Source organism: Roseateles microcysteis (genome assembly GCF_036880965.1).
In the GTDB taxonomy this organism is placed as follows: Bacteria; Pseudomonadota; Gammaproteobacteria; order Burkholderiales; family Burkholderiaceae_C; genus JAUASW01.
This window is the reverse complement of the sequence record NZ_JBAJMV010000007.1, coordinates 207,226-226,228: the sequence shown is the minus strand read 5'-3', so window position 1 is coordinate 226,228 and position 19,003 is coordinate 207,226. Positions and strand designations below refer to the sequence as shown.

Genomic DNA, 19,003 nt, shown 5'->3' with positions numbered 1-19,003 from the left:
GCGATGGAGAGCTCTTCGATGCAGTGTGACGTTCTGGTGGTCGGCGCAGGCCCGGCCGGCAGCGCTTGCGCGCGCGTGCTGGCGCAGGCCGGCGTGGATGTCTTGCTGATCGACCAGGCCGCGCCGGGTCGCGACAAGATCTGTGGCGACGGCCTGATTCCCGACGCCCACGCCGCCCTCGCGCGCCTGGGCGTGCTGGACCAGGTGATGGCTCGGGCCCAGCGGGTCGACCATGTCGGCTGCATCGGGCCTCGCGGCGGCCGCATCGACGTGCCCGGCACGCTGGCGGTGCTGCCGCGCCGTGAACTCGATGCCCTGCTGCTGCGCGCCGCGCAAGATGCCGGCGCCCGGCTGCTGGCGCCGGCCCGCTTCGAAGCGCCTGTCGTGGACGCAGCCGGTCGCGTGGCCGGCGCCCACCTGAAGGTCGATGGCGACGAGATCGAGGTGCAGGCGCAGTGGGTGGTGCTTGCCACCGGCGCCGTGCCCAAGGCGCTCAGTGCCGCCGGCCTGTGCGAACGCCACACGCCCAGCGGCGTGGCCTTGCGTGGCTATGTGCGCGCGCCCTCGCTGGTCGGCCAATTCAAGGCACTCGAAGTGGTGTGGTCCAAGGCGGTGCGGCCGGGCTATGGCTGGATCTTCCCGGCGCCTGACGGCTGCTTCAATATCGGCGTCGGCGTGACCAACAGCCACAACACCTTGAATGGCAAGGGTGCCAAGAAGGACATCAATCTGCGCGCGATCTTCGACGCCTTCTGCGAGCACTACGAACCGGCCGCCAGATTGATGCGCGAAGGCGAGCTGGTCGGCGAGTTGAAGGGGGCGCCACTGCGCTGCACGCTGGAGGGTGCGCGCTGGACGCGGCCCGGCCTGCTGGTCACCGGTGAAGCCGCAGGCAGCACCTACTCCTTCACCGGTGAGGGCATTGGCAAGGCGATGGAAACCGGCATGCTGGCCGCCGAGGCGGTTTTGCAGGGCCGCCGCCAGGGCCTGGACGATGGCGCGGTGCGCGCCGGCTATGAGGCCTCGCTGCACGCGCTGAAGCCCAAGTTCGACCTTTACCAGCGGGCCAATCGTGTCAATGACATGCCCTGGCTGGCCGACCTCCTGATCTGGCGCGCCCAGCGCAGCCCGACCCTGCTGCGGCGCATGAGCGGCGTGCTCAACGAAACGAGCAACCCGGGCCATCTGGTCAGCCTCAAGGGGCTGACGCGCCTTTTCTTCGAATGACCCGCTGATTCGATATGTGCCAGCTCCTCGGCATGAATGCCAACACGCCCACCGACGTGATGTTCAGCTTCGCCGGCCTCGCGAACCGGGCCGATGAGCACAAGGACGGCTTCGGCATCGCCTTCTTCGAGGGCCGCGGCCTGCGCCATTTCGTCGATCACCACAGCGCACGGGTCTCGCCGCTGGCCGAGCTGGTCAAGCATTACCCGATCAAGAGCCAGAACGTCATCGCCCATGTCCGCAAGGCCACGCAGGGTGTGGTGTCGCTGGAGAACACGCATCCGTTCCAGCGCGAGCTCTGGGGCCGCTACTGGGTGTTTGCCCACAACGGCAACCTGGTCGACTTCCATCCGCGCCTGCATGCCGCCTTCAAGCCGGTGGGCGACACCGACAGCGAGCGCGCCTTCTGCTGGCTGATGCAGGAGTTGGCCAAGGCCCATTGCTCGGTGCCCAGCATCGAGGAGCTGAGCCTGACGCTGGCCGAGCTGATGCCGCAGCTCAACGCCTACGGCACCTTCAACATGCTGCTCTCCAACGGCCAGGCGCTGTGGGCCCATGGTTCGACCAAGCTGCACTACCTGCTGCGCCAGCATCCCTTCGGCAAGGTGCAATTGCATGACGAAGACTTGAGCGTCGACTTTGCCCAGGCCACCACGGTGCGTGACCGCGTGGCCGTGATCGCCACCGAGCCGCTCACCCGCGACGAAGCCTGGGTCGCTTTCGAGCCGGGCCAGCTCAAGGTCTTTGTCGACGGGCTGCCGCTGGCCTGAGCCGCCGGCCAATCCCCTGCCCCGTCCCATTCATCCCGCCATCCCGCCACTCGCCGCCCGAACCGCCCGCCGGGGCCGGGGCAGCGCCTAGACTGCGGCCCCATGAGCACATCGACCGCGACCCCCAACCGCTTCCAGCGCTGGTACTTCGGCTGGGCGGAGCCGCACTACCAGCGGCTTTCGCCGGAGCTGCAGGCCCAGGCGCGCGAACTCGACCGCCTGCTCTACAGCCGCCGCGGCCTGGGCATATGGTTCGGTCTGCTGGGCGGCCTGGTGGGTTCGACCCTGGGCCTGCATGGCGCGGGCATGGGTTGGGTTTCGTCCTTCGGCATTTCCCTGCTCTGCGTCGCGGGGCTGCTGGTGGCCCTGCTGGCCGCCTGGCTGCAGCCGGAGAAGTTCCTCGGCCGCCGGCGTTTCGGCGGCATGTTCCTGCGGGTCACCCTGGGCATCATGCTGGGCGTGCTGCTGGGCTGGATGGTCGGGCGCATCACCCGCCACGGACTGGGGGGCCTGGAGCGCCTGCCCGAGGACCTGGAAGGCCTGCTCAAGGTCGGCCTGCCGCTGGCGCTGGGCGTCGCAGTGGCCATCGGCCTGCTGCTCTCCCTGATGGCGGCGGCGCGCCGCAACATGCTGCAGCAGCAATTGCAGAGCAGCCGCGAGGCCGAGGCCCAGGCCCAGAACCAGCGCGAGGCCACCGAAGCCCGCCTGCGTCTCTTGCAGGCCCAGATCCAGCCGCACTTCATCTTCAACAGCCTGTCGGCGGTCCAGCATTGGGTGGACAGCGCCGACCCGCGCGCCAGCGGCCTCTTGCGTTCGCTCACCGCCTTTCTGCGAGGAAGCGCGGAGCAGATGCTCAAGCCCCAGGTCAGCCTGGCCGAGGAGCTGACCCAGGTGCAGCACTACCTGCAGGTGATGCAGGCGCGCTGGGGCGAGCGGCTGCAATACGAGCTGGAAATCGACCAGGCGTTGTCCGAGCGCGCCATGCTGCCGCCCGGCATCGTGCTCTCGCTGGTCGAGAACGCGCTTGAGCATGGCCTGGCGCCCACGCTCAGCGGCGGCTTGCTGCGCATTGTGCTGATGCCCGACGCGGCCCAGGGCTGGCGCCTGGAGATCTGCGACGACGGCGTCGGCATGCATGACTTCGGTGTCGAGGGGCTGGGCCTGGCCAATTGCCGGGCCCGCCTGGGCCACACCTTCGGCGATCAGGCCAGCCTGGTGCTGGATGCCGACCCCGACGGGCGCGGCACGCGCGCCACCATCTGCGTGCAGGGAGGCAGCCATGGCGTTTGAGTTCCCGCTGCTGGCGCGCTTCAAGCGCTGGTGCATGCCGCAGGACCTGCAGGCGTTCGCGCCGGAGCAACTGGCCCGTGCCGGCGACCAGCCCTGGCCGCGGCAACTCGACCGCTATGTGTTCATCCAGTACGCGGCGATCTCGACGGCCTTCTTCGTGCTGATGCCTCGCCACCTCGCGCCGGTATTGATCGGCGGCGGGCTGCTGCTGTTGCTGGGCATCATGGCCGAGAGCCGCCGGCTCTGGCGTGATCCGTCGTCCAAGCGGGTCAATGCAGCGATCCGTGTTGCCGGCCTGATCTATATGGCTGGCGTGTTCGCTTCCGCAGGTCTTCTCGAGAAGGCCCATTCGGTCGCGGCCATCGTGGTGCTGGCGGTGCTGCTGTTCTTCTGCACCTCGGCCTGGTGGGGCTTGCTGATGTTCCGTCAGACCCAGATCAAGGGCCGGCTGCGCGAGCTCGAAGAGCGCGACCTGCAATCGGCGCTGCAGGCCCAGCTGCTGCAGGCGCAGATCCAGCCGCATTTCCTCTTCAATTCGCTGGCCTCGCTGGGTCATTGGGTGCGCAGCCAGGACCCGCGCGCTGCGCCGATGCTGGAGGCGCTGACCGCCTATCTGCGCGCGACCTTGCCCTTGTTCAATCGCGAACAGCTGAGCGTTGGTGAAGAGCTGGCCGCCGTGCGCGAGTACCTGGCCGTGATGCAGGCCCGCCTGGGCGAGCGGCTCAAGGTGGAGATCGACGTCGACCCGGCCCTGCATGAACAGTTGCTGCCGCCGGCCATTCTTCTGACGCTGGTGGAAAACGCCATCGAGCATGGCGTCGTGCCCAAGCTGGGCGAAGCCACGTTGCGCATCGAAGGCCGCCAGCTCAAGAAGGGCGTGCTGATCAGCGTGGCCGACGATGGCCCCGGCCTCCCGGAACAGCCGGCACCGCAGGCGCCGGGCCGAGGTGTCGGCCTGAGCAATTCGCGGCTGCGGCTGGCACAACGCTTTGGCGAGCGGGCGCGCCTGAGTCTGGAGAACGGTCCCTTGGGCGGCTGCCTGGCCCAATTGCGTGTGGAGCCCGCCTGATGTTGGCTGCGATGAAGAGCTTCTTTGCCAAGGTCGACTGGCGCATGGCCCTGATGCTGGGCCCGCGCCACACCTTCACGCCTGAGCAATGGCAGCGTCTGGCGCCGCAGGTCGCGATCTCGCCCAGCGTCAAGGTCGCAGCGCTGCTGAACGCCGTGCTGGTCTCGGGCTTGCTGGTCCAGAACCTGCCGCAAGGCGTTGCCGGGCCGACCTTTCTGATCTTCCTCGCCCAGGCGCTCCTGATGCTGGGCCTGGCTGCAGCCATCTGGCGCCGGCCGACGATGAAGCGGCTCTACCTGGCCTATGGCCTGACCTCGGTGCCTGCCGGCTTCCTGGCTGGCTTCACCATGGCCTATCTCAAGAATCATGGCCTCGGCGACATCGCCCAGGAGGTCCTGATGCGCGACCTGATGCTGGGCGTCCTGTTCGCCTTCGGCATCTGGGTCGTGGCCATGTGGCGCAACGAATTCCTGGCCGACTGGTTGCATGACGAGGAGCTGCGCGCGCAGGCCGCCGAGGCTTCGCGCAAGCTCTCCAGCGCCCAGATCCAGCCGCATTTTCTTTTCAACTCCCTGGCCTCGCTGCACCACTGGGTCGCCACCAAGGACGACCGAGCGGCGCCATTGCTGGAGTCGCTGACGGCTTACCTGCGCGCCACGCTTCCCTTGTTCGACCGGCCACTGCTGGCGGTGGGCGAGGAGGCCGAGGCGGTGCGGCGCTATCTCGAGGTGATGCAGGCGCGGCTGGGCGAGCGGCTGCGTTTCTCGCTGGAGATTTCACCCGCTGCGGCCGATGTGCTCCTGCCACCGGGCGTGCTGCTGACCCTGGTCGAGAATGCGGTCGAGCACGGCGTGCAGCCCAGCCTGGCTGGCGGCGAAGTGAAAGTGCAGGCGAGCTTGCTGGACGGCGGCGACCTGCTTCTTGAGGTGCTGGACGACGGCCCGGGGCTTGGCCCGCAGGCGGCCGTCTCCGAAGGCAGCCTGGGCCTGCACAACAGCCGGCTGCGACTGCACCAGGCCTTTGGTGGCCGGGCCGCGCTGAAGCTGGGCAACCGGGCCGAGGGTGGCTGCTGTGCGGCCGTGCATTTGGCCTGCGCGCGCTGACAGCAACGAAAGATCAAACAGTAAAAACCTAGGAGAGAGAACCCATGAGCAAGAGGAACCCCACCGCCCTGATCGCCGACGACGAGGAAGGCCCGCGCGAGCAGCTGCGCGCTGCGCTGAAGCGGCTGTGGCCCGAGCTGGAGATCGTGGCGGCCAGCATTCATGGTGTCGATGCCTGGGACGACTTCCTGCAGCACGAGCCCGAGGTCTGCTTCCTGGACATCCGCATGCCTGGCCTGACCGGCATCGAGGTGGCGCGCCGCATGGCAGCCACGGCCACGCCGCCGCAGGTGGTGTTCGTCACGGCCTTTGGCGACCATGCACTGTCGGCCTTTGATGCCGGTGCGGTCGACTACGTGATGAAGCCGGTGGACGACACCCGCCTGGCCCAGGCCATCGAGCGGGTGCGCGGCCGCCTGCAGCAGGACACGCCGCCTGCCAGCGCCGGCCCTGACCTGCAGGCGCTGCTCAAGCAGCTGCTGCCGGCCGCTGCTGCGCGGCCGAAGATGATCCAGGCTTCGCTGGGCCGCGAGGTCAAGATGATCGCGCCCGAAGACGTGATCTATTTCGAGAGCGACAACCGCTACACCCGCGTCGTCTACACCGGCGGCGAGGCCTTGATCCGCACGGCGCTGAAGGAGCTGCTCACGCAACTCGACGCCGATGAGTTCTGGCAGGTGCACCGCTCGGTGCTCGTGAACAGCCGCTGCATCGCCAGCGCAATCCGCGTGGATGAGAACACGATGGTGCTGACGCTGAAGGGGCGCGAGGAAAAGCTGCCCGTATCCAGGCAGTTCCAAGGCTTGTTCAAAGGTCAATAAGACCTATTGAGTTCCGTGGCGGATGAGCTTGCCGTCCTCGCTGCGGTCGTCGTTCTTGAACACGCCTTCCCAGCGGTCGCCATTGCTCCACAGGAAGGCACCCAGGCCTTCCTTGAGGCCGGCGATCCAGCGGCCGATGTACTTGTCGCCATGCTTCCAGACATAGGTGCCCTGGCCGTCCGGCTGGCCTAGCTTGAACTCGCCCTCGTAGACATCGCCTGAGGCGAACTGCAGCTTGCCGGTGCCGTGCGGCAGGCCGTTCTGGACCTGGCCTTCGTAGTAGTTGCCGTTGGCAAAGCGCAGCTTGCCTCGGCCATTGGGCTTGTCGTTGACCCACTGGCCCTCGTAGCGCTGGCCGCTCTTCCAGAGGTAGGTGCCCAACCCCTCCGGCAGGCCCTGGTGCATGGTGCCCTTGTACTTGTCGCCCGAGGCGTATTGCATCTCGCCCTCGCCCTGCGGCTGGCCGTCGGCGATGGCGCCCTTGAACACGTTGCCATTGGCAAAGCGCATCTCGCCCTGGCCGCTGGCGCGGTCGTTGACCCACTGGCCCTTGTACTGCTGGCCGCTGGCCCATTTGAATTCGCCCTGGCCATGGCGCTCACCGCGCAGCAGCTCACCTTCGTAGCTGTCGCCGTTGTCCCAGGCGATTCGGCCCTTGCCGGTCAGCAGATTGCCGGCGCCTTCGCGCACGAACAGGCCCTTGAAATGGGCGTTGCCCGACTTGAGGTCGACTTCCTGGGCTGCGGTGGCAGCCGCGGGCAGGGGCTCGGCCTTCGGTTCGGCTCTGGGTTCAGTCTTCTCGGCAAGGGCCGGCGCCTTGCTCAAGGCCTGTGCCGCCGCAGTGGCTGCAGCGCCGGCGACCGGGGTGCCGCTGCTGGCGACTGTTGTGGCCGCCGTGGCGCCTGTCGGTGCCGTCGGTGTGGGCACCGATGCCGGCTTGGCAGTTGCTGCAAGCGGGTTGCTGGCCGCGGGCGCTGGCGCCGGGCGGGCCGGTGCCGCGCGCGGGGCAGCAGCCACCATGGTGCCGGGTGGTGGTGCGGGCGGCTGCGTGGCCACCCAGGGCGTGCCGCGTTCGCGGGCCAGGGTCTGGGCGGTGTTGCGGGCCGTGGTCGAGGCTTCGTTGCGGCACTGGTTGGCCGCCTCGCGCCACAGCGTTTCCGAGATCTGCGACTGGCGCTGCCGTTCGTCGGGCGCCAGACCCGCCTGGGCACTGCGGAACTTCTGCCAGAAGCTGCGGGCGCGATCGAACATCGGTGCGCAGAACTCGGCGTTGTGGGCATCGACCTCAGCCTCATCGCGGCGCTTGGTGGCCACCGTCTGCTGCACGCCGGTGCAGACCTCGGTGGCCAGGTCCCAGCCGTTCTCGGCCTTGCGGAACAGCAGTGCCGCCTGGTCCCAGCGGCTTTCCGACAAAGCCTGCGTCGCCAGTTCGCCCAGCGCCGCGGCATCGCGATGCGCGGTTTCGCACTGGCTGCCGGCGGCCAGGCGTTCGGCCAGCTGTTCGCGCTGGCCGAGCGTGTCGGCCAGGTTGCGGTTGGCACGCTCGCGGGCCCGGCCGTCGCAGGTGTTGGCGGCCTGGGTCCAGAGCGACAGCGCCTCGTCATAGAGCCTGACCTGTTCTTCCAGCGGCTTGTTCTGCGCCAGGGCCGTGGCCGCGCGCAGGTCGGCGGCATTGGCCCGGGTGGTCAGGGCGCCGCAGCTTGGCGGTGGCACGACCGGCGCGACCGGCGCACTGGCGGCGGGCTCGGGCGCCGAGGCGGGCAGGGCAGCCTCGGGTGCGGAAGCTGCGGAGGCTGCGGGTGTGACCGGCAGGGCAGCCGGCGGCGGTGTGTCGGACTGGGCAAAGACCAGCCCTGCGGCCAGCATCGACGGAAGCAGCAGAGCAGCAAGACGCGGAGTCAACGGCATTCCCTTACTTTCCCTTCTTGGTGGCCAGCGGCATGGACAGCGTGGCATCGATCAGGCCATTGGCATAGGGGTTGGCGCCGGGGTCGTTGTCCAGCGTGTAGCTGAAGCGCTTGCGCGCCGAGGCCACTGGCATGGCGCCCACATCGGCCACCATCTCGTCGGGCTTGATGCCCTTGAGGATGGCCACCACCTCGGTCTCGAAACCCTTGGCCGCGGCGACCTTGTTGAGCGCGCTGAGGCGCTCGGCATCCATGATCATCGAGTTGGAGGTCAGGTCGCGCTCCAGCAGTTTCTGGTGCAGGCTGAACGCGGCCAGCGGATTTCCGTTGAGCTTTTCGACACGCGCGAAGGCCCAGGTGTCGGCGCGCTCGAAGGCCGTCGAGGCAATATAGGAAATGCCTGAGAGCGCCCCGCGGTTGGCGGCCGCCTTCTGCAAGGCGCCCAGCACCTGGCTCTTGGTCATGCTTTCCAGCGATTCGGTGAAGGACTCGCGCAGCTTTTGCAGGGCCAGCGCCTTGCCCTGGTCGATCAGTTGCTGCTTGAGCACTTCGGACACCGCCGACGCGGCCGCGTTCTTGGCGGCACTCACCGCCGCATCGGCCGCCAGCGCAGCGCCCTTCAGGCCGGTGGCGATGGTGAAGATGCTGTAGAGCGTGCTGGCGATCTTGCTGCCGTAGTGCACGGTCTTCATGCGCGCGCCGCCTTCCTCGGAAACGCCTTGCGACCACAGCACCAGCCACAGCGCCTCGTCCTCGGTCATGCTGGCCAGTGGCACTTCGAGCGGATGCATGCTCATCAGCCAGTGGTAGTCCTGCATCTTCGGTGTGTTGGGCGGCGCGAAGCGGGTGTAGCCGCGGCAGACCTCGAAGGGCTGGATCACCACGTTGCGCCCGGTCGACAGCAGCACCGAGAACGCGCGGCCGCGGTCGCGGATTTCGGACAGCGCCAGCAATTGCTGCTCGGCCTCGGCACTGTCGTTGCCGGCCACCGCGATGATCTTGTCGCCCGGGTTCAAGGGCGAGCCGGGTGAGGTGGCGATGACGGTCAGGCGCTCGTCCACCCCCAGGGCGCGCACCCAGGCGACGCGGTCGGTTTCTTCCCAGCCCTGGCTGGAGACGACGGCAAAAGGCAGCTCCCATTGCTTGTCACATTCCGTGTCCTTCAGCGTGGCACTGCGGGCAATGGCCGGGCGGATGGCGCGCTCGCCGGCGCCGTAGGTGGAGATGCTGCCCAGCAGCACGGGGTCGACCTTGCGGCCGTCGTCCACGGTGTATTTGGGCGCGGAGGCGCAGGCGCTCAACAGGCTGACGAGGGCCAGCATGGCCCAAAGGCTGCAGCGATCCAGGAAGACGCGAACAGGCGGCATGACAGACATCCGAAGCTTGCTCAGGCCAGTCTAGGGGGCCGCCGTGCCAGCGGGAACGCGTGTCTTCCCGCTGATGTAGAGGGTCCCTATAGCGACGGTACCGGATTCAGGGGATCGAAATCGGCGTCCTCCTTCTGCTGCCAGCCGCTGATGGCGCGGGCCATTTCGCCGGTGTCAAAGACGGCGCTCTGCAGCAGCTTCATCTGGGCCAGCGCCGCAGCGGTGCCGTGGTCGCGCGCATGGTTCAAGGCGAGCTTGCTGGCGGCGATGGCCAGGGGCGACCTGGTGGCGATCTGCTGAGCGACTTTCATGGTGTGCTCCAGCAGCGCCTGGGCATCGGGCAGCACGGCGTTCACCAGGCCCAACGACAGCGCCCGCTCGGCGCCCAGGCGCTCGCCGGTATAGGCCAGCTCGCGCGCCAGCCCTTGCGGCAGAAGGCGTTGCAGGCGCTGCAGCACGCCGAGGTCGGCGGCCATGCCGATATTGATCTCCTGCACGCAGAAGAAGGCGTCGGCCGAGGCGTAGCGCATGTCGCAGGCGGCCGCCAGGTCCAGCGCGCCGCCTATGCAGCCGCCCTGCACCGCGCACAGCACCGGGAAGCGGGCTTCGTCCAGCGCCGTGAAGCAGTCCATCAGGCGGCCCAGCATGTCCTGGAAGCTCAGGCGGGCTCGCGAGGTGCTGGTGTCGAGTGCCGGGCTGTCGCCGGCAAAGGTATCCAGCGCCATGCCCGCGCTGAAGTGCTTGCCGGTGGACGAGATCACCAGCACCCGGGTGCGGCCCTCGTCGTGCAGGCTGCGCAAGGTGTCGCGCAGCGCCGGGAAGAAGGGCAGGCTCATGGTGTTGAGCCGGGCCGGCTGGCACAGCTGAAGATGAGCCAGACCGGTGATGCCGCGTGCATCGCGTTCGACGCTGAAGAATTCGTTCATGTCGACAGCCTAGCGTCGCGGGCCGCCCTGTCCATCCACTTGGTGACAGTAGTTTTACCGTCCGGGGAAGCCCTCGGGCTCGTGCCCAGGAGCGCTGCCTACACTGACCGGCATGCGAACGCTGAGAACCGATGACGGCCTGCCCTTGCACTGGCGGCAATGGAGCAAGCCGGGCCTGGACAAGGCGCGCGGCACGGTGCTGATCGTGCACGGCCTGGGCGAGCATGCCGGCCGCTATCAGCATGTGGCGGCCAAGCTCAACAGCTGGGGCTGGCATGTGGTGGCCTACGACCAGCGCGGTCATGGTGCGTCTGGCGGTCCGCGCGGCGACATTCCCAAGCCCGAGCAGCTGTTGCAGGACCTGGCCCTGGTCATCGACGAGCTGCATGCCGATGAGCAATTGAGTGGTGGCGCGTTGGTCCTGCTGGGTCACAGCATGGGCGGCCTGGTCGCGGCCCGTTTCGTGGCCGGCGGCCTGAGCGCCAGCGCGGGCGGCGTGCTGCCGGCCTGGTTCCGGCCGATCGATGGGCTCTTGATGACCTCGCCCGCGCTGGACCCCGGCATGTCCTGGTTCCAGAAGGCCTTGCTGGCCATCGCGAAGCCACTGGCGCCGCATCTGGCGGCTGGCAACGGCCTGAAGCCGGCCTGGATCTCCCGCAATGCGGCCGTGGTCAAGGACTATGTCTCGGACCCGCTGGTGCACAAGAAGATCACGCCGATGCTGGCGCGGATGATCGTGGACGGTGGCGAAGAGGTGCTGGACCATGCATCCGAATGGCTGGTGCCCACGCTCTTGCTGTGGGCCGGTGCTGACCGCTGCGTGGCCCCGGCCGGCAGCGCCGCCTTTGCCGCTGCCGCACCGCGGCTGGTGGTGCAGAGCTACTGCTTCGAGCGCCTCTTTCACGAGGTGATGAACGAACCGGAGCAGGAGCAGGTGTTCGCGCGCATGCAGTCCTGGCTCGACGAGCGCTTTTCCCACACCAGCAGGTTCTGAACCGGGCGGATTTAAACTCCGGGGTCTGCGCTTACCAAGCGCCACCCGCCGGAGACCCGAGATGAACGCACGCGATCCGCAGCTACCGCTGCAAGCCGATGAAGCCAGCGCCCTGGGCGAGTTCGCCGCCCGGGTCTGGGACGAGGAAATCGTCCCCGCCCTGACCCAGTACATCGCCATTCCGGCCAAGAGCCCGATGTTCGATGCCGACTGGGCGGCCAACGGCCATATCGAGAAGGTGCTGCGCGACGCCGCCACCTGGGTCGAGAGCAAGAAGGTGGCCGGCCTGAAGCTGGAAGTCATTCGCATCCCGGGCCGCACGCCCGTGATCTTCTTCGAGGTGCCCGCCACCAAGGCCGGCAGCGAAGACAGCATCGTGCTCTACGGCCACCTGGACAAGCAGCCCGAGTTCAATGGCTGGCGCGCCGACCTCGGCCCCTGGACGCCCAAGTACGAAGACGGCAAGCTCTACGGCCGCGGCGGCGCCGACGACGGCTACGCGATCTACGCCTCGCTCACGGCCATCATGGCGCTGGACAAGCAGGGCATTCCGCGCCCGCGCTGCGTGGGCATCATCGAGACCTGCGAGGAAAGCGGCTCCTACGACCTGCCGGCCTATATCGACATGCTCAAGCCCCGCCTGGGCAATGTCTCGCTGGTGGTCTGCCTCGATTCCGGCGCCGGCGACTATGAGCAGCTCTGGATGACCACCTCGCTGCGTGGCATGGTCTCGGGCGTCCTGAAGGTGGAGGTGCTGACCGAAGGCATCCACTCGGGCGACGCCTCGGGCGTCGTGCCTTCGAGCTTCCGCGTCCTGCGCCAGGTGCTGGACCGCCTGGAAGATTCCAAGACCGGCCGCCTCCTGCCCGATAGCTTCCACTGTGAGATCCCGGCCGACCGCATAGCGCAGGCACAGGCCACGGCCGCGATCCTGAAGGACGAGGTCTACAAGCGCATGCCCTGGGCCTGCGGCGCGGACGGCGGCCCGGTGCTGCCGATGACGGCCGAGCCGGTGGAGGTGCTCTTGAATCGCACCTGGCGTCCGACGCTGTCGGTGACCGGCGTGGATGGCTTCCCTGAGCTGAAGAGTGCCGGCAATGTCCTGCGCCCCTTCACCGCCTTCAAGCTGTCGCTGCGCTTGCCGCCGGTGATCGACGGCAACAACGCCGCGCTGGAGCTCAAGAAGCTGCTGGAAGACAACGCACCCTACAACGCCAATGTCACCTTCACGCCGGATGGCCGTGCCGGCGCCCTGGGCGCCACCGGCTGGAACACGCCGGACCTGTCGCCGTGGTTGTCGGAAGCGATCAACACCGCCAGCCAGACGCACTTCGGCAAGCCGGTCGGCTACATCGGCCAGGGCGGCACGATCCCGCTGATGAGCATGCTGCAAAAGGGTTTCCCCAAGGCGCAGATGATGGTCTGCGGCGTGCTGGGCCCCAAGAGCAATGCCCATGGCCCGAACGAGTTCCTGCATGTGCCCTACGGCAAGCGCCTGACCGCTGCGGTCGCGCAGGTCATGGCGGCGCACCCTTGACCCACCCCCTACGCGCTTCGCGCGCCCCCTCAAGGGGGCAACCCCGGCTGCCCGGCAAAGCCGGATCAGCGGGGTTCGCTGGGGAAGACACGACTCACCGCGAGCGGGCAGACTGAACGCATGGACCAGCTGAGAGCGATCCGCATCTTCGTGCGTGTCATCGACGAGGGCAGCTTCGCCGGCGCGGCGCGGTCGCTCGATCTGGCGCCCGCGGTCGTCACACGCCTGGTGGCCGAGCTGGAAGAGCACCTCGGCTCGCGCCTGCTGAACCGCACCACGCGACGCCTGGCGCTGACCGATATCGGCGAGAGCTACCTGGAGCGCGCCCGCCGCATCCTGGCCGAGCTGGATGAGGCGGAAGCCCTGGTCAGCTCCGCCACGGCCGAGCCGCGCGGCCATCTGCGTGTGCTCCTGCCGCCGGCCGTGGCCGTGCATCAGCTGGCCAAGCATCTCTCGCGTTTTCATGAGCGCCATCCGCTGGTGACGCTGGAGCTGCATTCGCCCGGCCCGGTGGACACGGTGGACGAGGCCTACGACATCACCATCGTCACCAGCAAGCATCCGCTGGACGGTGATTTCGTGGCCCGCCGCCTGGCGCGCACCGAGGTCATCATGTGCGCTTCGCCGGAGTACCTGGACAAGCGTGGTCGGCCCCAGAATCCGCGTGACCTGGCCCACCACGACGCGCTGCTGCCGCCGATGTCGGACCTGCAGCGCGGCATCTCACTAACGCGCGTGAGCGATGGCGAGGTGATTAACCTGGCGCCGCACAAACCGGTGCTCAGCGCCAGCCATATCGACACGAACTACTCGGCAGCCCTGCATGGCCTGGGCATTGCCGGCCTGCCATCCTTCCTGGCCGAGGATGCCTTGATGGAGCAAGCGCTGGAGCGGGTGTTGCCGGAATGGCAGCTCTATCACTTCACGATCTGGGCGGCGCTGCCGACGCGCAAATACATGCCGGCCCGCACCCGCGCCTTCCTCGACTTCCTGCTCGAGATCTTTGGCGGCGAAGACCGCGACCCCTGGCTGGCCGCGGCCGGCTGCGAAACCTCGCTGGTGCGCGAGCGCTTCAGCGCAGATTGAAGCCCGTCTGCGTGAGGCCGCCGCGCAGGTCTTCCAGCAGGTGGGTCAGCGGCGACAGTTCGATATAGCGCGTGCTGACCTTGATCGCATACGCGAAGAAGCGCGGCAGGTCGACGATGTAGCCGGGCTTGCCATCGCGATAGTTCAGGCGGCAATAGATGCCCAGGATCTTCAGGTGGCGTTGCAGACCGGTCAGCTCCAGCGCGCGCCAGAACTCGCCAAAGTCTTCGCCCACCGGCAGCTCGGCCTTGCGGGCCTGCTCCCAGTAGCGGATCGCCCAGTCGAGCTCGCGCTCCTCGTCCCAGGAGATGAAGGCGTCGCGCAGCAGTGAAGCCATGTCGTAGCTGACTGGGCCGCAGACCGCGTCCTGGAAGTCCAGCACGCCGGGCACGCCATCGGCGCTGGTCATCAGGTTGCGCGGCATGTAGTCGCGATGCATCGCCAGTTGCGGCTGTTGCTCGATGGCCTTGACCAGCACCTTGCAGCAATGCTCCCACCAGCCTTGCTGCTTTGCGTCCCAGTGCTTGCCGTAGTGACGCTGCACGCACCAGTCGACAAAGATCTGCAGCTCGCGGCGGATGAAGGCCTCGTTGAAGGCTGGCAGTCGGTTGGCGTCGCCGCGCTGCTGCCACTGGATCAGCGTCTGGACCGCGGCGCGCATCAGCTTGTCGGCCTCGGCAGGCGTGGCTTGCTGCAGCGCCTGCAGATAGGTTTGCTGCCCCAGGTCGCCCAGCAGGAGGAAGCCGCGCTCGGCGTCCTCGGCCACGATGGCCGGCACGCGCAGGCCGCATTCGGCCATGTGCTGAGCGATGCTGACGAAGGGGCGCACGTCGTTGCAGTCGGGTGGCGCGTCCATCACGATCAGCGAGCCGCCGCCTGCCTGCTGCAGGCGCAGGTAGCGGCGCGTGCTGGCGTCGATGCTGGCCAGCGCCAGGCTCTCGGGCAGCAGGCGATGCGGCGCGATCAGCGCTTGCAGCCAGTCCTTGTAGACGGATTCACGGGCCGCGTCGGGCCAAAGGGGCTGGGTCATTGAAAAGGGCGGGCTGGAGGGGCGGCAAGTGGTCAGGGAAATGGCCAAGGAAATGGCCAATAAAGGGGCCGAACAGGGCGCCGGCCAACGCAGGCCCCTCATGGATAATGAATTCTACAAACGTCGTCGCTTCCTTCCTCTCACATTCCGCCCATCCAGCCTGCCGTGCCGCGCTTCCCGTTTTTCTGTCCTGCAGCGCGGCTGCTGCCCCTGGTCCTGATGATGGCCGCCAGCGGCTTGGCCGCGGCGCAAGAGGGCGGACTGCAGCTGCGTCGCGCCAAGGTGCTGACGATGCCGGGCAGCAGCAGCGGGGTGAAACCCGCCGTGGTGCTCAGCGCCAAAAGCCTGCAAAGCCAGCTGGATCAGTTGTCGATGGCCGAAGGCGAAGCCGAGCTGCGCTATGGCGAGCTGCTGATGAAGGCCGACCGGCTCAGCTACCTGCAGCCAAGCGACGAAGCGCGTGCCACCGGCAAGGTGGAGGTCAGCGTTGCCGGCAATGTGTTCCGCGGCAGCGAATTGCAGTTGTTCGTGCAGCGCTTCGAGGGCGAGTTCCTGGACCCCAGCTACTTCTTCTCGCTGACCGGTGGCGGCGGCAAGGCCGAACGCCTGCGCTTCATCGGGCAGCAGCGGGTGCTGGCCGATGGCGGCACCTACAGCTCCTGCCCGGTCGAGGACGGCAAGGAGCCGGCCTGGCAGCTGACGACCACGCAGCTGCGCATGGACTTCGAAGCGAATGAAGGCATCGCCAGCGGCGCGGTGCTGCGCTTCTACGGCGTGCCGATCCTGGCGGCGCCGACGATCAGCTTCTCCCTGGGTTCGACCCGCAAGTCGGGCTGGCTGCCGCCGAACATCGGCCTGGACAACCGCAGCGGCTTCGAGCTGGGCCTGCCCTACTACTGGAATATTGCGCCGCAGCACGACGCGACATTGACTCCCTTCATCATGACACGCCGTGGTGCGGGCCTGGACAGCGAGTACCGCTATCTCGAGCCCGGCCACAACGGCGAGATCAAGCTGGCCTGGTTGCCGAACGACCGCGTGGCCAATCGTGCGCGCTGGGCGCTCGACCTGGCCCAGCAGGGCGAAGTCGGCCGCGATTGGCGCTACCAGATCCGCTCCGAACGCGCCTCCGACGACGAATACTGGAAAGACCTGCCCAAGCGCCTGCAAAGCCAGACGCCTCGGCTGCTGGCCACCGACCTGCGCTTTGGCCGCTCGGTGCAGCGCGAATGGGGCGAGGCTCAGGCCTATGCCCGCGTCCAGGCCTGGCAGGCATTGCAGGGCGCCGATCCGCTCACCCGCTTCGAGACGCCGTACCAGCGCGTGCCCCAGGTCGGGCTGCGCCTGTCCACCGAGGCCGACGACGCGGTGATGGCGGGCTTCCGGCCCTGGGGCCGCCGCGCTCGCCTGGAAGGCGCGGTGGAGCTGGAATACAACCGTTTCGAGCTGCCACGTGAAGCGCTGGACAGCCAGCGCAGCACTTTGCCCAGCGGCCAGCGGGCGCATCTGCTGGGTCATGTCAGCCTGCCCTTTGGCGGCGCAGGCTGGTGGCTGATACCCAAGTTGTCGCTCAATGCCGCCGCCTATTCGCTTGACCAGACGCAGATGGATGGCCGACGCAGCATGTCGCGCAGCGTGCCCAGCTTGAGCGTGGACCAGGGCTGGGTGTTCGAGCGCCAGACCGCGCTGTTCGGCCGCGGCACCTTGCAGACCCTGGAGCCGCGCCTGCTCTACGTGAACACACCGTTCCGCGATCAGTCCGGCATGCCCAATTTCGATGCGGCGCCGAAAGACTTCAATTTCGACTCGATCTACACCGACAACCAGTTCTCGGGTGTCGACCGTGTGTCCGACAACCACCAGCTGAGCTTTGGTGCGATCAGCCGCTGGGTCAATCCGTCGCAGGGCGGCGAATTGCTGCGCCTGGGCCTGGTGCAGCGCTATCTTTTCCGCGACCAGCGCATCACGCCGGACGGCCAGCCGCAGACGCAGCGCCTGTCCGACCTGCTGCTGCTCGGCTCGGCCCACCTGAACACGCAGTGGTGGATGGACGCCGCGGTGCAATACAACCCGGACAGCAGCCGGGCCGTGCGGACGGTGACTTCGCTGCGCTATTCGCCGGGCCCGTTCCGCACCGTCAGTGCCGCCTACCGCCTGGCCCGGGGCCAGAGCGAGCAGGTCGAACTGGGCTGGCAATGGCCGCTTTTCGGTGCCCAGGCTGATGGCAGCCCCCGTCGCGACAGCGCGGGTGGCAGCTGCGGCGGCGCCTGGTACAGCGCGGGCCGGGTCCAGTACAGCCTGCGGGACCGCCGCTTCACCGATTCGGTGGTCGGCGTCGAGTACGACGCCGGCTGCTGGATCCTGCGCGTGGGTGCCGAAAGGTTGTCCACCGGCCGGGCCGAGACCAATACCCGATTGCTCCTGCAGCTGGAGTTGGTGGGCCTGTCCAGACTGGGTTCCAACGCCCTCAAGGTCCTGAGAGACAATATCCCCGGTTACCGTCCCCTGAGTTCTGACCGCTCGGCCAGCCCCGAAGCCTCCTATGACTGATCGCTCTTTCCGTTTCCTGGCCTCGGCCGCGGCCTTTTGTGCTGCCTTTGCCGCCATGAGCTCCCTGCCCGCCCAGGCTCAAGGCAGCACGAGCACCGTGCGGCCGGGCGACCAGATCGCCGCGGTCGTCAATTCCGACCTGGTGGCCGCCAGCGAGGTGCTCGGGCGTATCGCGCAGTTGCGTGAGGAAAGCCGCCGTCGCGGCGAAGTGCTGGAGCTGGAAGAACTGCGCAAGCAGGCGCTGGAGGCACTGATCGTCGACCGCGTGCTGATCACCAATGCCCGCGAGTCCGGCGCCAAGGTGGACGAGCCCGAGCTCGACCGCGTGGTGGCCAATATCGCTGCACAGAACAAGTTGACCATGGAGCAACTGCGCGAGCGTCTCAAGGCCGATGGCATGGACTACCGGCGCTTCCGCGACAACATGCGCGACCAGATGCTGATGGAGCGGGTGCGCGAATCGGAAGTGCAGAAGCGCATCAAGATCAGCGATGCCGAGATCGACAAGTACCTGCTGGACCAGCTTGAGAAGGCCAACAAGAACCCGCAGCTGAACATCGGGCAGGTGCTGATCAGCGTGCCCGAAGGTGCTGGGGAGTCCGTGGTGGCAGAGCGCCAGGCCCGTGCCGAAGGCGCGCTGGCCCGCATCAAGGCCGGCGAAGACTTTGCCAAGGTGGCCAAGGAACTGTCCGAGGACAGCTTCCGCGAAAAGGGTGGCGAGATCGGCCTGCGCCTTGCCGAGCGTCTGCCCGACCTGCTGGTGGACGGCGTCAAGGGCCTGAAGAGCGGCGAGCTGCGCCCGACCGTGCTGCGCTCGCCGTCGGGCTTCCATGTCCTCAAGCTGATCGAGCGCCAGGCCCCCCTGGCCATCAACCAGGTCACGCAAACCCGTTCCCGCCATGTGCTGTTGCGCACCTCGCCCCAGCTGACGGCTGAAGTGGCGGCCCAGCGCCTGATGGAGTTCAAGCGCCAGATCGAATCGGGCAAGGCCAAGTTCGAAGACATTGCGCGCGACAACTCTGAAGACGGCAGCGCCTCGGCCGGTGGCGACCTGGGCTGGGTTGGGCCCGGCAATTTCGTGCCCGAGTTCGAGGAAGCGATGAATGCCCTGCCGCTGCAAGGCATGTCGGGCGCCGTGCAGTCGCGCTTTGGCGTGCACCTGATCCAGGTGCTGGAGCGCCGCGTGGTCGAGGTGGACGTCAAGCAGCAGCGCGAGCAGGCCCGTTCGGCCCTGCGCGAGCAGAAGTACGAAGAGGCGTACCAGGACTGGGTCAAGGACCTGCGCGCCAAGGCCTTCGTCGAGATGCGCGAGTGGAACTTGTAAGC

Annotated in this window: 15 protein-coding genes; 11 read left to right on the top strand and 4 right to left on the bottom strand. The window is 67.7% G+C overall.

All coding sequences use genetic code 11. The features are described 5' to 3' along the window. Window positions 1-18 precede the first annotated feature (18 nt). The 6 genes from V3596_RS19695 to V3596_RS19670 all read left to right on the top strand — a co-directional run bounded on the left by V3596_RS19695 (window position 19) and on the right by V3596_RS19670 (window position 6,280). The gene (locus tag V3596_RS19695; RefSeq protein WP_334279536.1) at window positions 19-1,227 is read left to right on the top strand and encodes an NAD(P)/FAD-dependent oxidoreductase; all 1,209 of its coding nucleotides are present in this window, start codon (window positions 19-21) and stop codon (window positions 1,225-1,227) included. A 14-nt stretch (window positions 1,228-1,241) separates the two neighbouring features. Next, window positions 1,242-1,997 carry a class II glutamine amidotransferase gene (locus tag V3596_RS19690; RefSeq protein ID WP_334279535.1) on the top strand — a complete coding sequence of 252 codons (756 nt, stop codon included), beginning with the start codon at window positions 1,242-1,244 and terminating at the stop codon, window positions 1,995-1,997. Window positions 1,998-2,099: 102 nt separating this feature from the next. Further along, window positions 2,100-3,287 carry a sensor histidine kinase gene (locus tag V3596_RS19685; protein ID WP_334279534.1) on the top strand — a complete coding sequence of 396 codons (1,188 nt, stop codon included), beginning with the start codon at window positions 2,100-2,102 and terminating at the stop codon, window positions 3,285-3,287. Then, a complete protein-coding gene (locus tag V3596_RS19680) occupies window positions 3,277-4,356 on the top strand; it encodes a sensor histidine kinase (RefSeq protein ID WP_334279533.1) in 1,080 nt (359 codons plus the stop codon). Before V3596_RS19685 ends, V3596_RS19680 begins: the two co-directional genes overlap by 11 nt. Next, window positions 4,356-5,459 (top strand): sensor histidine kinase, encoded by a 1,104-nt coding sequence (locus V3596_RS19675; protein ID WP_334279532.1) that lies wholly within the window; start codon window positions 4,356-4,358, stop codon window positions 5,457-5,459. Before V3596_RS19680 ends, V3596_RS19675 begins: the two co-directional genes overlap by 1 nt. Window positions 5,460-5,503: 44 nt before the next feature. Then, a complete protein-coding gene (locus V3596_RS19670; protein ID WP_334279530.1) occupies window positions 5,504-6,280 on the top strand; it encodes a LytR/AlgR family response regulator transcription factor in 777 nt (258 codons plus the stop codon). 3 nt (window positions 6,281-6,283) lie between these two features. Here V3596_RS19670 and V3596_RS19665 read toward each other — a convergent pair whose 3' ends face one another. The 3 genes from V3596_RS19665 to V3596_RS19655 form a co-directional block, all read right to left on the bottom strand. Next, window positions 6,284-8,182: an MORN repeat-containing protein gene (locus tag V3596_RS19665; RefSeq protein ID WP_334279528.1), complete on the bottom strand. Its 1,899-nt coding sequence runs from the start codon at window positions 8,180-8,182 to the stop codon at window positions 6,284-6,286. Between the two features lie 10 nt (window positions 8,183-8,192). Continuing rightward, a complete protein-coding gene (locus V3596_RS19660) occupies window positions 8,193-9,554 on the bottom strand; it encodes a hypothetical protein (protein ID WP_334279527.1) in 1,362 nt (453 codons plus the stop codon). A gap of 86 nt (window positions 9,555-9,640) precedes the next feature. Continuing rightward, window positions 9,641-10,480 (bottom strand): enoyl-CoA hydratase-related protein, encoded by an 840-nt coding sequence (locus V3596_RS19655; protein WP_334279525.1) that lies wholly within the window; start codon window positions 10,478-10,480, stop codon window positions 9,641-9,643. A gap of 112 nt (window positions 10,481-10,592) precedes the next feature. Here V3596_RS19655 and V3596_RS19650 point away from each other — a divergent pair, with 112 nt between their 5' ends. The 3 genes from V3596_RS19650 (at window position 10,593) to V3596_RS19640 (ending at window position 14,097) form a co-directional block, all read left to right on the top strand. Further along, on the top strand, window positions 10,593-11,474 hold the full coding sequence (locus tag V3596_RS19650; RefSeq protein ID WP_334279524.1) for an alpha/beta hydrolase: 882 nt from the start codon (window positions 10,593-10,595) through the stop codon (window positions 11,472-11,474). A gap of 61 nt (window positions 11,475-11,535) precedes the next feature. Beyond that, on the top strand, window positions 11,536-13,011 hold the full coding sequence (locus V3596_RS19645) for a M20 family metallopeptidase (RefSeq protein WP_334279522.1): 1,476 nt from the start codon (window positions 11,536-11,538) through the stop codon (window positions 13,009-13,011). Window positions 13,012-13,131: 120 nt separating this feature from the next. Continuing rightward, window positions 13,132-14,097 (top strand): LysR family transcriptional regulator, encoded by a 966-nt coding sequence (locus V3596_RS19640; protein ID WP_334279521.1) that lies wholly within the window; start codon window positions 13,132-13,134, stop codon window positions 14,095-14,097. On the opposite strand, the gene V3596_RS19635 is transcribed toward V3596_RS19640, so the two are convergent. Further along, window positions 14,084-15,127 (bottom strand): aminoglycoside phosphotransferase family protein, encoded by a 1,044-nt coding sequence (locus tag V3596_RS19635; RefSeq protein ID WP_334279520.1) that lies wholly within the window; start codon window positions 15,125-15,127, stop codon window positions 14,084-14,086. The genes V3596_RS19640 and V3596_RS19635 overlap by 14 nt on opposite strands. A gap of 165 nt (window positions 15,128-15,292) precedes the next feature. Here V3596_RS19635 and V3596_RS19630 point away from each other — a divergent pair, with 165 nt between their 5' ends. Together V3596_RS19630 and V3596_RS19625 are read left to right on the top strand one after the other, a co-directional pair. Continuing rightward, the gene (locus V3596_RS19630; RefSeq protein ID WP_334279519.1) at window positions 15,293-17,677 is read left to right on the top strand and encodes an LPS-assembly protein LptD; all 2,385 of its coding nucleotides are present in this window, start codon (window positions 15,293-15,295) and stop codon (window positions 17,675-17,677) included. Then, window positions 17,670-19,001: a peptidylprolyl isomerase gene (locus V3596_RS19625; RefSeq protein WP_334279518.1), complete on the top strand. Its 1,332-nt coding sequence runs from the start codon at window positions 17,670-17,672 to the stop codon at window positions 18,999-19,001. Before V3596_RS19630 ends, V3596_RS19625 begins: the two co-directional genes overlap by 8 nt. Window positions 19,002-19,003: the final 2 nt, after the last annotated feature.

What these genes read in the sequence shown, in the direction of transcription:
- V3596_RS19680 (WP_334279533.1), top strand. Translation starts at nt 3,277, where the DNA reads ATGGCGTTTGAGTTCCCGCTGCTGGCGCGCTTCAAGCGCTGGTGCATG.
- V3596_RS19660 (WP_334279527.1), bottom strand. Translation starts at nt 9,554, where the DNA reads ATGCCGCCTGTTCGCGTCTTCCTGGATCGCTGCAGCCTTTGGGCCATG.
- V3596_RS19695 (WP_334279536.1), top strand. Translation starts at nt 19, where the DNA reads ATGCAGTGTGACGTTCTGGTGGTCGGCGCAGGCCCGGCCGGCAGCGCT.
- V3596_RS19655 (WP_334279525.1), bottom strand. Translation starts at nt 10,480, where the DNA reads ATGAACGAATTCTTCAGCGTCGAACGCGATGCACGCGGCATCACCGGT.
- V3596_RS19645 (WP_334279522.1), top strand. Translation starts at nt 11,536, where the DNA reads ATGAACGCACGCGATCCGCAGCTACCGCTGCAAGCCGATGAAGCCAGC.
- V3596_RS19625 (WP_334279518.1), top strand. Translation starts at nt 17,670, where the DNA reads ATGACTGATCGCTCTTTCCGTTTCCTGGCCTCGGCCGCGGCCTTTTGT.
- V3596_RS19675 (WP_334279532.1), top strand. Translation starts at nt 4,356, where the DNA reads ATGTTGGCTGCGATGAAGAGCTTCTTTGCCAAGGTCGACTGGCGCATG.
- V3596_RS19685 (WP_334279534.1), top strand. Translation starts at nt 2,100, where the DNA reads ATGAGCACATCGACCGCGACCCCCAACCGCTTCCAGCGCTGGTACTTC.
- V3596_RS19690 (WP_334279535.1), top strand. Translation starts at nt 1,242, where the DNA reads ATGTGCCAGCTCCTCGGCATGAATGCCAACACGCCCACCGACGTGATG.
- V3596_RS19650 (WP_334279524.1), top strand. Translation starts at nt 10,593, where the DNA reads ATGCGAACGCTGAGAACCGATGACGGCCTGCCCTTGCACTGGCGGCAA.
- V3596_RS19670 (WP_334279530.1), top strand. Translation starts at nt 5,504, where the DNA reads ATGAGCAAGAGGAACCCCACCGCCCTGATCGCCGACGACGAGGAAGGC.
- V3596_RS19635 (WP_334279520.1), bottom strand. Translation starts at nt 15,127, where the DNA reads ATGACCCAGCCCCTTTGGCCCGACGCGGCCCGTGAATCCGTCTACAAG.
- V3596_RS19640 (WP_334279521.1), top strand. Translation starts at nt 13,132, where the DNA reads ATGGACCAGCTGAGAGCGATCCGCATCTTCGTGCGTGTCATCGACGAG.